The organism is Acidobacteriota bacterium (assembly GCA_040754075.1).
Lineage (GTDB): Bacteria > Acidobacteriota > Blastocatellia > UBA7656 > UBA7656 > JBFMDH01.
In genome coordinates this window covers 163,624-176,475 of record JBFMDH010000009.1, presented here as the reverse complement: position 1 = coordinate 176,475, position 12,852 = coordinate 163,624, and the positions used below count along the sequence as shown (strand labels likewise).

The following is a 12,852-nucleotide window of genomic DNA, read 5'->3' as shown; positions in this document are numbered from 1 at the left end:
CCACCTCACAGTCAGGTGGATACCAAAACCTACGGAGGCAAATAATGAACCGATTCTCTAGGATGAAAGGGCTGGCAATATCCGCAAGCTTACTATTCATCATTACGCTGGTATTGCCATTTACGACCCCTGTGGTCATTGCCCAATCCAGCAAAGGTATTGTGGTGGGAACCGTCACGGATCCTACCGGTGCAGCCATCTCCGGCGGCACTATCAAAATTACTAATATCTCAACCAATGTCTCACGTGAGACGGCTTTAACCCCTGAGGGCACATTCCGCCTTGATGCGGTTGACCCCGGCACTTACAAAATAGAAATCAAAGCCGATGGTTTTAAAACCGCTGTAAAGGAAAATGTGACCATCGCCGCAGCGCAAACCACTGACACTTCCTTCACTCTCGAAGTCGGCGGTTCCAGCGAAGTGGTCAACGTCAATACCGACAGCGGAGTAATCTTGCAAAAACAGGATGGCACGCGCGCCAATACCCTTGACCCGCGCCAGATTGTTGATTTGCCGGTGGGCGCTCTCAATCCGGCGAATCTGGTCTTCACCCTGCCGGGCGTGGTTGCGCCTGGGGTGCTGGCAGGCGGGTTCGTGCAAGGAACAGAATTTTCCATCAACGGGCTACGCCCGCGCGCCAACAACCAATTACTCGATGGAACCGACAATAATGACAATGCGATTACCGGTCAGTTCTACCTGCCAATTCTGCGTGATGGCTATCGCGAAGTCTCGGTTCTCGGGGCAAACAACTCTGCCGAATATGGACGGGCAGGCGGCGCGGTCGTCAACCTGGTGACTCGCAATGGAACCAATCAATTTCATGGGTCGGTTTATGATGTCATTACTTCAAGCGCCCTGGCTTCTTTGAGCAACGGTCAGAAAGTCAATGAGGGTTTGACCTCGGTGCCGGTTTCGATTGCGAACAATTATGGTTTCTCAATTGGCGGACCCATTAAAAAAGACCGCTTGTTCTTCTTTGGCACTTTTCAGGCATCGCCATTTCGCTCTACGACGACCGCTTCAGCCGTGGTGCCAACAGCCGAAGGGTTTGCGACATTGCGGTCGCTGTTTCCGCAGGGCAGTAGCGCGAATCTCGACCGCTATCTGGGTATCGTAGGTGATTTGCGCGGCATCACCAACGTCATTCAAATTCCGCTTGGGGGCAATCGCCAGAACATCCCCTTCGCAACGGCAACCCTCACGGGCATCAGTCAGCGCGTAGACGATTATCAATTTCTGACGCGGGTTGATTGGGCGCTGGGCGCGAAGGATGTCCTGGCATTCCGTTACGTGTTTGATGACCAACTCTTCAAAAACCAGATTCCGTCGGCATTTCAAGGGTTCGGGATTGATGCGCCGAGTCGTGTGCAGAATTTCTATGCCAGCCACACCCGTACCCTGTCGCCGAAGCTGTTGAATGAGTTCCGGTTTTCTTACGGGCGATTCAATGCGGCATTCAATCCTCAAGACCCGGCAACCCTCAACAGCCCGCAATTCGTTTTCGGCGCGACCAACATCGCCAGTGTGGGGCTTTCCGCAACCTTCCCGCAATCGCGCATCTTTAACAACTACCAGTTTCAGGACACCATCACCTACACGATTGGCGACCACACGATTCGCGCGGGGGTGGATTTGTTGCGCCAGATTGCAAAAGAAAACGTGCCCTTCAACGGCAGAGGGAGTTTGACTTTTTCAACCGGTGGTGGATTCCCTGCCTTTGGCAATTTCGTGGATGGCTTTTCAGGCACCCAGGGGGTTTTCGCTTCGCGGGTATTTGGGAATCCGGTGATTTTCCCGGACGCTTTCCAGCAGTCCTATTTTGTCAACGACAGTTGGCGGGTGACCGCGAATTTAACTTTGAATTTAGGCTTGCGCTATGAGAACTACGGCACGCCGTTTAACGTGATTCAATTCCCGGCATTCGCGGGTTTCGATGCCCCACTTGACACAGTTGTCCGGCAGCAGCGCGATAATAACAACTTTGCGCCGCGCTTCAGCTTTGCTTACACACCACGCTTTGCCACCTGGCTGTTTGGCGCAGACAAGACGGTGATACGTGGCGGCTACGGCATCAGCTATGACGTGTTCTTCAACAACATTCTGGATAACACGGCGGCTTCTTCGCCGAACGCTTTCGGCGTTACTACGCTGGGGTCAACAGCCGGTGGTCGTGGCTTTGCAAACGCCGGGGAGAATTCTCTGCCGACAACCGGAGCTCCGAACCCGTTTGCCGGTATCACCAGCGTCGATGCCAATCTGGTGAACCCGCTGACCCATTTATGGAATCTGGGGGTGCAGCGTCAGGCACCGGGTAATGTCATCGTTGATGTTGCTTATGTTGGTTCACGCGGGACGCGACTGTTAATCAATGAACAGTTGAATCCCGGCGTTGATGGCGTGCGCATTTTTTCGACTCGCGGACCGGTGACTTTGCGCACCAACGGCGGCGACTCTCTCTATCATTCTCTACAGACGCGCGTCGAACGCGGCTTGCACAAAGGCGTGCTCGCCCGCTTTGCCTATACCTATTCAAAAACCATTGACAACGTCAACAGTGAAGTCTTCGTCACCACGGGCGGCAGCAGCGTGGGGTCAAACCCGTTCGACCGCAGCGTAGACCGTAGCGTCGCCTCGTTCGACGTTCCGCATTCTGCGGTGTGGTCATTCATCTGGGATGTGCCGGGTCCGGCGCGAGGGCTGCTTGGCGAGGTCGCCGGCGGCTGGACGCTTTCAGGAATCTACCGCATTCAATCCGGGGCGGTGGAGAGTCCGTTTGTGGGTGGCATCGATTTGAACGGCGATTTGAATTCTTTCAACGACCGCCCGACGCTCGGTAACCCCAACGCGCCAGCTACGTCGGTGGCGTTCGCCAATTCGCTGTTCGGGTTTCTTGGCAATGGTTTTGTTGACCTCGACGGCAAGCCTATTGATCCGGCAAACGCCCGCTTTCTGGTTGACCCGGCAAATCGCGTGCACCTCGCAGGACGCAACACCTTACGAGGGAATCGCGTCAACAGCTTCGATGCAAGCGTCAACAAAGCCTTCCATCTGCCATTTGAAGGACACCGGCTTGAGATTCGCGTTGATTTCTTCAACCTGTTCAATCATGCGAATTTCAGCTTTGCCAATCCGGGTATTTCAAGCGACCTGAGCAACGGCGATGTAACCAACCCGTTCTTCAACAACGTGCGCCTCAACGATGGCGGCAATCGCACAGGGCGCATCCAGGTACGCTACGCCTTCTGAGGTTCTTTGATGCAATTATCCGGTAAGCCTCAGGGTTCGCCGGCGTCTGGTTCATTCATCGTCAAGGCGCAGCGACACCACACCCAAGGTGATTATCGGAGCAGTTTTTACAGAACAGATGAATGAGAAAAGCAGGCAGCGGGGGATGATCCTCCGCGCCTGCTGAAAGGAAAAACTTATGGTCAGAATCAGTGTCTTTTACCCGAACGAGCCGGGTTCCCGCTTTGATATGGACTACTACATCGAGACGCATATTCCTCTGGCAATAGACCTGCTGAGCACCCATCCAGGCTTTAAAGGCGTCTCGGTTGACAAGGGACTTGGCTGCGCCCCTCCCGGTTCGGAAGCGGCATATGTTGCCATATGCCATTTTTTGTTTGAGTCAGTCGAGGCATTCATGGCGGCTTTTACGCCACATGCCACGGCATTGCAGGGCGATATGCCTTACTACACCGATGTAATACCCGTGATTCAGATTAATGAAATACTCATCTCAAAGTGAAGTATCCACAATTCAATTGATGCACAGGTAGGAAATTCACTTGAATGAAAATTCACAATTCAAATCCTCTTGAAAGGAAAATACAACAATGAAAACGCTAATAATTTTGACCGTCACCGCCATCGTTGGCTTGCTGTCGGTTATTATGTTACCCCCGGTTCCCCCAGTCGCAAAAGCGCAGGGGAATCAATCATCATCCTCCTCATCATCCTCATCATCACCGAAGGATTTTGTTCCCCCCATCGTATTTCAGGCGGCAGGACCAACGGTCGCTTCGATTCAGAGTTCAGTTGATGCCTACCGCGCGGCACTCGGGGCAAACAATGGTAATGAACAGGGTCCTCGTGACAAACACGGTCGCCGCGAAATCAACTGGGATGGCGGGAGCACCACTAATCAGAACACCGTGGTCAGCGCAAATCCGTTCACTGGCTTTCAGTTCACGCGCGGCGCGCTCTTCACCACGCCGGATGGCACAGGATTCGTTCAGGCGCCAGCCACCGCCGATTCAGCGCTGTTTCCGCCGGGGGGAATGGCTGGTCAGTTCAACAATCCGGCTTACGCCACCATCTTCACTGCGTTCAGTTCCTCGCGCCTGTTCAGCGCCATTGGCGGCAGGATTACCGACGTCGAGTTCTTCGTACCCGGTCCCAACAACGGCAATAAGCCGGCGGCGGTCACTGGTTTTAGTGCGGTCTTCACGGATGTTGACCAACCGGACGGGAGCGGGTCTAGCAAGAAGCGTGGAAATCGTAAAGCCAGCACCCTGGTCGAGTATTTTGCCGCCAATGGCGAGTTGTTGTTCAGCAGTTTCGTTCCGGCATCGCCGGGCGACGGCAGCCTTTCTTTCCTCGGCATCGTGTTTGAGGATGCGCGTATCGCCCGTGTCCGAATCACCAGCGGCGACGGCATTCCGGGAACGGCTGACGAGAAACAAGACATCGTCATGATGGATGACTTTATCTATGGTGAACCCCAGCCCCTTCGTTAATGGGGAAACAGCCGCGCCGGTGGGGTTGTGGTTGCAACCCCACGCGCGGTGGCAAGTACCGGCGACTTCACGATGAATGCGGTGTCCTCAAGCGCGATTCTGCAATGGTCGGCATCCGTGACCCCGTCCACCTGAACACCGGAATCATCACTTCACCGGAAGCCATATTGAACGAGAAGAAGCAAAACAGAAAAGGAGAATCGTAACGATGAAAAACTTAGTGATTATTTCGGCGCTGTTCATCACTTTTGTGTTGATAGGCGCAGTTCAAACCAAAGCCCAGGCGGCAACCCGCATTCAGTTTGCCAAAGGGAAAAGTTCCGCCACGCTCAAAGCCAATACCGGAAGTTATGGCGCTACCTATGTGGTCAGAGTCAGCCCGGCACAAAAAATGGTTGTCACCCTCACGCCCACCGCTAAGGTGGGCATCAAGGTAGCAACCGAAGGCACCGACGCAGAGCAGGTATTGCTGAAAAAAGCCAGAGGTGGAACCTACGAAATTATTTTAGAAGAAGGTGGCGATTACACCCTCTTTATCGGCTCGAACAACAACCGACCGGTTCCCTTCACTCTAACCGTAAAAATTACCAACCTGACGGATATTTAAAGGAGATTTGCTTATGACTCATTATTATAATGAAAACGATCTGCAACAGTTCAAGGAGATGTCCAAGTTGTCTCCCGAAGAATTTACTGCCTGGCTGAATCTGGACAACATTGTCAGCAGAGAAGACGGGAAGATTCCGAGAAAGTACCGCGAACTCATCGCCCTCGCCGTGGCATTCACAACTCAGTGCCCCTACTGTATCGAAGCACATACGAAAGCGGCGAAACGCGCAGGCGTAAGCCGTGAAGAGTTATCGGAAACCGCCTTTTTGGCGGCGGCGTTACGCGCTGGCGGAGCAGCCACCCACGGCGCGATGGCGTTGAGACTCTTTAATCAGGAATAACGACCACAAAACCCGGAGCAGGTGATGGCAATAACATTTTCAGTGAAAGACTGAAAAAAGCAGAAAGCTCAATGAACCAGTATAGACCGAAATTTCAGATGGCAATGCCATCCTGCTCTATGGTGAAAAAATCGCGAGACCGCTCTCGGCAGTAAAAGAATCAATAATAATTCCGCCTCACTCGGATACGGCGGGGTCCTCCATACCCGCCGTTGACGACCCTGAGCTTAGCCTAAGGGCTTGGGGTCGTTTTTTTTATAATAGCGATGTCCCACTTCAGCGCGCGCTCGCTTGCCTCGCTAAACCCCACATCACCTTTTCACCTCTTCCCTGCTTCTCATCTTTTCAGAATGCACTTCCAGGCTGTGGCAAACCTACACGCTTTGTTATAATTTCATCACCTCATAATTTCTGAACCGATTTGACAGTTTGGAGATGCTCCCATGATTAACGAAAAGCCGAACAGCAACGAAGAACCAAACCATACGCGATTTGAACAACTGGTAGTCACGCGCTACAACCGCATCATTTTAATTTTGGTCGCGGTGTGTTGTTTATCCATCGGCATTGCCGTGGGCGCAGTGGTTCACGGTATCGCCGGGGCAACCGATAATCGCTTGACCATCAGCAATGCAACCTTCACGCCCGATTCCCTGTCGGCTTCGTTTGCCCGAGTAGCGGCGCAGGTTGAACCTTCTGTGGTTCATATCAAAGTCGCTTACACCGAAGCCAACTACGGACGCGAGGGGCAGGGTTCAGGGGTGATTGTCAATTCGCAAGGTTACATCTTGACCAATGAACATGTGGTCAAAAATGCTGTGCGATTGCGCGTGAGGTTGTCGGATGGCACGGAGTACCAAGCCAAAGTTGTCGGGCAAGACCCGGAAACCGATCTGGCGGTGATTAAAATCGAGTCGCGCGCTTCGCTTCCGGTCGCTAAAATTGGTGATTCGGATAGATTAGCGGTTGGCGAATGGGTGCTCGCCATTGGTTCACCACTAGGACTCGAACAGACCGTGACTGCGGGTATTGTCAGCGCCAAAGACCGCATTGCCGAACGCAATCAATCGGCGTTCCAGCAATTCATTCAAACCGACGCCGCCATTAATCCGGGCAATTCCGGCGGTCCCTTAGTCAATCTCGCGGGTGAAGTCATCGGCATCAATACACAAATCATCACCAACAATCCGAACATTGATCGTTACATCGGCATCAGCTTGTCGATTCCGACCTCGACGGCAGTCGATGTTTACAATCAACTGGTCGCCAATGGTCGAGTCCGGCGGGCGTTTTTAGGTATCGTACCCAAAGATATTTCGTCGCAAATTGCCCGCATCAATCGGCTGCCTGATAACCAAGGCGTGCTGGTTGAACGACCGACGGATGATGCGAGTCCAGCGGCGCGCGCGGGACTAACCGGCGGCGATGTGATTGTCAGCGTCAACAATCAGAAGGTGAAAAATTTTCGCGAAGTGATTCGTTTGATTGCCGCGCAACCCATCGGTTCAACCGCCAATATCGCTTATGTGCGCGGCGGCAAAAATATGACGGCGCAAGTCAAACTCGAAGAGCGTACCACCAATGCTCCGGTTGCAACGCCACCCCTGTTTGACCCGCGAAACCCCAAAGGGCTTTCCCCTGCCGTCCCTAAAATCGTTCCGGGAGAAACCACTTCCGGGAAACCAAAATTCCAACCCTCACTCGGTCTGAATGTGAAATTTTTGACCGGCGAACTCGCCAGACAATTCGGCATGGAAGGGCTGCGCGGCGTTTATGTCGCAGGCGTTGACCCGGCGGGTGTCGCCAATCTGGGCGGGGTGATGACCGATGATGTCATCAGTGAAATCAATTACCTGATGGTGCGCTCGCTCGAAGATTATCAATTGCTCACCAGTCAATTAAAGAGCGGCGATGATGTGGTGTTGAAAATTTATCGCCGCGATACCAAATCACTGGTGCGCGTCTCTTACATCATTTCGTTTACCATGCCCTAAACAAACAGCAGTAGCGCCGTTGATAGCAGGCGCTACTGACAAAACTTTTTATCTATCAACAGCCATAGGCTCGCTCTTTATCATCACCTGAAGTTCAAAGCATATGCCTCGACCAACCGTTCAGTTTTCGCGACGGCATTGGTTGACTATCGTTTCAACCTCAATCAATAAATAGCCACCAACCTCGAAATCGGCTAGGGGAGCCAGTTTCAAGGTAGGTTATAAAAATTTGAAAAAGCAAATGACCCATGACGAATAGCCTAAGAGCGGTTCACAAACTTTTGCCTAATCCGCTTGACCGTCGGTTGAAGCCTGTTGTACATTGGATTTGCGAATCATTGAAACGATTGTCCGAGAGTAAAGTTGCTGATTCAAAAATTGCGCTTATTCCTGAGACAAACAATCATTCAAAAAAACATCCACAAGATTCGCATCTCGCAAATCAATCAAGAGTAAATAAAATGTTCAAGGGTATTGCCCTGTTACATCCATTATCAAAAAGTCTGGCTCTGCTTTACTTTGACAAAGGAGGCGTCTGTGAACTTCAAAATAGGAGAAAAGGTTGTATATCCAAATCATGGAATTGGTGTAATCGAAAACATCACCTCTACGGAAATCGGTGGAATCAATAACAGTTTCTACCTGCTGAGACTGAAAGCGACCGAATCGACCGTCATGGTTCCCATCAAAAACGCTTCGGACATCGGTCTCCGCTCTCCCATCAAAGCCGTCCAATGCGATAAACTCCTACAAGCACTTTCAGAAGATTTCAGCAGTCCCCCGGTTGATTGGAAAGACCGCTACAAAGAATTCACAGAAAAGATGAAAACCGGCGATATTTTTCATGTTGCCGAAGTTTTGAAAACCCTTACCTATCTCAATCACCTGAAACCGCTCTCGTTTCGCGAAAAACGCATGCTTGAAAGAGCGCGTTATCTGGTGGTCAGCGAACTGGCGACCGTTTGTCGCAAAACCGATTGCACAGTCGAAGCCCAGGTTGATGAAGCCCTGGGGCGCTGCTGCGCCAAACACACCACGGTAATTGGCACCGCCAAACCGGGGGTGAGAAATTTACGAGCCGCAACGGTTCACTAAACAGTTCTTTTCAGGGCAGGTTCATCCCCGCAACTCTGCCCTCATCATAAACGCAATTCATTATTCAGCAGGCGAGTCCCTCACGTCGTCAGAATAGTTGTCTGCGGTTTTTCGCGCGGTCTTCTATCGTCACGACACCCAAGTTGCCCTGACAGTATCGGTGTGTTTCTTTTATAATCCACCCTTTAAACCAACACCCATGACAACCTCAATCCGGCAAAACCGAATCGCGCTGGCAACCGCTATTGACGCGCCACGCCTCAAAACCAAAACCTGGTCGCTTGATGAAGCTTACGATTACTGCGAAAAATTAGCCCGTTCGCATTATGAAAATTTTCCTGTCGGTTCGGTGCTTGTCCCCAAACCCTTGCGGAAATATTTTTATTCGATTTACGCTTTTGCGCGCATTGCCGATGATTTTGCCGACGAAGGTTACGAAGAAAATTATAGCGCGGCGGCGCGACTCGAATTAATCGAAGAATGGCGCGTGATGTTGGGTGAAGCATTTGCGGGTCGCGCCTGGCATCCGGTGTTTGTGGCGCTTGCCGATACCCAAAAACAATTTGCTTTGCCACTCACGCTGTTTGAAGATTTGCTTTCCGCTTTTGCGCAGGATGTCGAAAAACGCCGCTATCAAACGTTCACGGAACTTGCGGATTATTGTCGCCGCTCGGCAAACCCTATCGGGCGTTTGATTCTCCTGCTTTTCGGTTATCGCGATGCGAGGTTGCACGAAATGTCTGATGCCATCTGCACCGGCTTGCAACTCGCCAATCACTGGCAGGACGTGGCAATTGATTTAGGCAAAGACCGCGTCTATCTGCCCGAAGCGGATTTGCGTCGATTCGGTTTAAGCTATGAGGGCTTAAACACCCGGACGCTCTCAAAAGAATTTTGTGAGTTGATGCAGTTTGAAATCACCCGTGCCCGCGAATTGTTCAATGAAGGCAAAGCCTTATGCACAACCGTCACCGGAAGACTCGGCATTGAACTTCGCGTCGTCTGGCTGGGCGGCACAAAAATCTTGAAGGCTATCGAAGAAAACGGTTACGATGTGTTTCGCTTTAGACCGATGATTACGAAACGCGACAAATTACAAATCCTCATCAAAGCCTTGCGCAAGGAGGCGTTCAAACGCGACTGATGCCAACCGAATCCGCCTTTTCAAAAGTCATCAGCGCGCCGACTCGTCTTGTGAAAGCCACCGGCTCGAATTTTTATTATTCGTTCCTGTTCCTGCCTACAAAAAAACGCCGGGCAATCACCACCGTCTATAAATTCTGCCGCATCCTCGATGACATTGTGGATAACGACAAAACCGGACGCGATCCTTTAGGCGAATTAACTCACTGGCGCGAAGAGATTGCCGCTTGTTTCCGAGGCTTCCCGAATACCGAGTTCGGTGAAGAACTCTCTGAAGTCATCGATGATTTCGATATTCCCGAACAACCCTTCATTGATTTAATCGAAGGCATGGAGATGGATTTAGAGTGGACGAGCTATCAGAGCTTTGCAGACCTGCGCGAATATTGTTATCGCGTGGCGTCGGCGGTCGGGCTGATCTGTATTGAAATTTTCGGCTACGATTCGCCGGGCACACGCGAATACGCGGTCAATTTAGGTCTGGCTTTGCAACTGACGAATATCCTGCGCGATTTAAAAGAGGATGCAGAGCGCGGGCGCATCTACATTCCGCTCGAAGACATGGAGCGTTTCGGTTACAGCGAACAGGATTTGAAAGCCAATCGTTACAATGCGCCATTTATCGAACTCATGAAATACGAACACCGACGCGCCGAATATTATTTCAACCGCGCCGCGAGTTCCCTGCCCGAACAAGACCGCCAGACGATGTTTGCCGCCGAAATCATGGGCGCGATTTACCGGGAAATTCTCAACAAAATTCAGGCGGTCGAGTACAACGTCTTTCACAATCGCGTCAGTCTTTCAAAATTCCGCCGCCTGGAAATCGCTTTGCAGGTCTGGTTCAAAAATAAATTCAAGAGGTAAGGGGATTGGCAAAGCGCGTCATCATCATTGGAGGCGGTTTTGCAGGACTTGCAGCGGGCGTTCGGCTCAGCGAACGCGGCTTCGAGGTAGTGATTGTCGAACGTCGCAATCACCTTGGCGGGCGCGCTTATTCTTTCCGAGACCCAACGACCGGCGACATCGTTGATAATGGACAGCACCTGTTTATGGGCTGTTACCATCACACCATCGCTTTCTTAAAAAAGCTCGGCACCCTCGAAAAATTAAAATTTCAAGAGCGCACGCGGGTCGATTTTCTCGATGCCAAAAACGGACTTGATTCGTTTGCGTGCCCAAAGCTTCCTGCGCCGCTTCACGTGCTCGCAGGGTTATTCAAACTGAAAGGTTTAACGATTGGCGATAAATTGCGCGCCTTCAATTTAAGCAGCACGCTGCGCGGCAAAGCGACAACAAACGGCGCATTGACGGTTGCCGAGTGGTTAAAAAAGCTCAAGCAGTCCGCCAATATCAGCAAGCGTTTCTGGACGCCTTTAGTCGTCGCGACGTTGAATGAAAGCCCCGATGTCGCTTCGGCAAAAATGTTGATTAAGGTTTTGCAAGAGGCGTTTGGCGGCGGGCGCGCGGCTTCGGCAATCGGCATTTCAAGCGTGGGACTGAGCGACCTCTACACGCAAGACGCCAAACATTTCATCGAATCACGCGGCGGCAAAATCCAAGTGCTTGCTCGCGCGCATAAAATTTTAATTCGGGATGATCAAGTTGTAGGCGTTGAATTAACCGGCGGTGAAATCATCAACGCCGATTATGTCATCAGCGCCGTGCCGCCCAATGTCTTGTTTGAAATGCTCGATGATGATTTACGGGAAAAGCATTTCGCCTATCTCGCGAAATTAAAGTCCTCGGCAATCGTTTCAATCAATCTGTGGTTCGATAGACCGCTCACCGACCGTCAATTCATCGGCTTGATTGGCACCGAGACTCAATGGCTCTTTAATAAAGACGCGATTGCTTTGACGACCAAACCTTCCAATCATCTGGCATTGATTATCAGCGCCGCCAATCAATATACCAACTGGACGAAACATCAACTGGTTGAAATGGCGATGCGGGATTTGCAGGCGCTCATCCCGCAAAGCCATGAAGCCAAATTGTTGCATGCGACGATTGTGAAAGAGCGCGAAGCGACCATCGCTCACACCGTCGAAAGCGATAGGCTCAGACCCGATGCGCAAACCCCGATTGCGAATTTTTTCTTAGCCGGTGACTGGACGAACACCGGCTTTCCGGCAACCATCGAAAGCGCCGTGCTCAGCGGCAACACGGCTGCGCAATTGATTGTTTAAGCTATCCAGCCTTTGCTTTGATATTCCATATAGACAGCGGTTTTTTCAGCGATGTCTCTGCCGAAATAACGCTCGACCACTCGAAGCGCCAAATCAATTCCTGACGTCAGTCCTCCGGCGGTTGAAATTTTTTCGCCTTCAACAAAGCGCAAACCGGTCTTCACAATGATGTCGGGATATTGTTGTGCGAGACGGTCGGTAAATTTGTGATGCGTGGTCACGGTTTTACCGGTCAGGAGTCCGGCTTTGGCGAGTTGAAAGGCGCCCGTGCAAACAGACATGGTGACATCCGTACCGGGTACAACTTTGCGCAGCCAGTCGTGCAGCGCCGTCGAACCCACCTGTGCCGGAATGACGATGACTTTCGGCGCGGGCGCATTTTCAAAGGTGTAATCGGGAACGATTCTCAGTCCCGCAGAGCCTCTGAGCGGCTCGGTCTTTTCGGAAACCGTATAAAGTTTAAACGGCATATGATGTTTGCCATTCTTATCGAAAAAGACATCCTGAAAAACTTCCCAGGGTCCGGCGAAATCAATCACCGTCACGCCTTGCGAAACCGCAACCGCAACCGGGATAACCCCATCTTCGGGAACCGTGATTTTATAATTTTTGGTGGTAATCTGCTGCGCAGATTTTTTTTCTTTCGGTGGTCTTGCCACCACTTCTTGAATGCCCGCAGATGCCAGCGCGATACCGGCGACAGTTGTATTTGCTAAAAATTTTCTTCGCTCCATTTG

The 12,852-nt window shown here is 51.5% G+C and carries 12 protein-coding genes; 10 read left to right on the top strand and 2 right to left on the bottom strand.

Features of this window, described 5'->3' with window-relative positions:
- Positions 1 to 44 precede the first annotated feature (44 nt).
- From AB1757_12400 to AB1757_12390, 3 genes are all read left to right on the top strand, one after another.
- Positions 45 to 3,251 carry a carboxypeptidase regulatory-like domain-containing protein gene (locus AB1757_12400; GenBank protein ID MEW6127830.1) on the top strand — a complete coding sequence of 1,069 codons (3,207 nt, stop codon included), beginning with the start codon at positions 45 to 47 and terminating at the stop codon, positions 3,249 to 3,251.
- Between the two features lie 178 nt (positions 3,252 to 3,429).
- On the top strand, positions 3,430 to 3,753 hold the full coding sequence (locus tag AB1757_12395; GenBank protein ID MEW6127829.1) for an EthD family reductase: 324 nt from the start codon (positions 3,430 to 3,432) through the stop codon (positions 3,751 to 3,753).
- Between the two features lie 88 nt (positions 3,754 to 3,841).
- The gene (locus AB1757_12390; GenBank protein MEW6127828.1) at positions 3,842 to 4,744 is read left to right on the top strand and encodes a hypothetical protein; all 903 of its coding nucleotides are present in this window, start codon (positions 3,842 to 3,844) and stop codon (positions 4,742 to 4,744) included.
- On the opposite strand, the gene AB1757_12385 is transcribed toward AB1757_12390, so the two are convergent.
- Positions 4,741 to 4,875 carry a hypothetical protein gene (locus tag AB1757_12385; GenBank protein MEW6127827.1) on the bottom strand — a complete coding sequence of 45 codons (135 nt, stop codon included), beginning with the start codon at positions 4,873 to 4,875 and terminating at the stop codon, positions 4,741 to 4,743. The two genes, AB1757_12390 and AB1757_12385, sit on opposite strands and share 4 nt — an antisense overlap.
- A gap of 77 nt (positions 4,876 to 4,952) precedes the next feature.
- Between AB1757_12385 and AB1757_12380 the strand changes: the two genes are divergently transcribed.
- From AB1757_12380 to hpnE, 7 genes are all read left to right on the top strand, one after another.
- Entirely contained in the window at positions 4,953 to 5,351 is a 399-nt protein-coding gene (locus tag AB1757_12380) for a hypothetical protein (protein MEW6127826.1), read from the top strand.
- Between the two features lie 13 nt (positions 5,352 to 5,364).
- Positions 5,365 to 5,694, top strand: coding sequence for a carboxymuconolactone decarboxylase family protein (locus AB1757_12375; GenBank protein MEW6127825.1), 330 nt, complete (start codon positions 5,365 to 5,367; stop codon positions 5,692 to 5,694).
- 443 nt (positions 5,695 to 6,137) lie between these two features.
- Positions 6,138 to 7,688, top strand: coding sequence for a trypsin-like peptidase domain-containing protein (locus tag AB1757_12370; GenBank protein MEW6127824.1), 1,551 nt, complete (start codon positions 6,138 to 6,140; stop codon positions 7,686 to 7,688).
- 537 nt (positions 7,689 to 8,225) lie between these two features.
- A complete protein-coding gene (locus tag AB1757_12365) occupies positions 8,226 to 8,783 on the top strand; it encodes a CarD family transcriptional regulator (protein MEW6127823.1) in 558 nt (185 codons plus the stop codon).
- 97 nt (positions 8,784 to 8,880) lie between these two features.
- Positions 8,881 to 9,927 carry a squalene synthase HpnC gene (gene hpnC / locus AB1757_12360; protein MEW6127822.1) on the top strand — a complete coding sequence of 349 codons (1,047 nt, stop codon included), beginning with the start codon at positions 8,881 to 8,883 and terminating at the stop codon, positions 9,925 to 9,927.
- A complete protein-coding gene (gene hpnD, locus AB1757_12355; protein ID MEW6127821.1) occupies positions 9,927 to 10,793 on the top strand; it encodes a presqualene diphosphate synthase HpnD in 867 nt (288 codons plus the stop codon). Before hpnC ends, hpnD begins: the two co-directional genes overlap by 1 nt.
- Before the next feature lie 5 nt (positions 10,794 to 10,798).
- Positions 10,799 to 12,115 (top strand): hydroxysqualene dehydroxylase HpnE, encoded by a 1,317-nt coding sequence (gene hpnE / locus AB1757_12350; protein MEW6127820.1) that lies wholly within the window; start codon positions 10,799 to 10,801, stop codon positions 12,113 to 12,115.
- Here the strand turns inward: hpnE and AB1757_12345 are convergent.
- Positions 12,112 to 12,849 (bottom strand): DJ-1/PfpI family protein, encoded by a 738-nt coding sequence (locus tag AB1757_12345; protein ID MEW6127819.1) that lies wholly within the window; start codon positions 12,847 to 12,849, stop codon positions 12,112 to 12,114. The two genes, hpnE and AB1757_12345, sit on opposite strands and share 4 nt — an antisense overlap.
- Between the last annotated feature and the right edge of the window lie 3 nt (positions 12,850 to 12,852).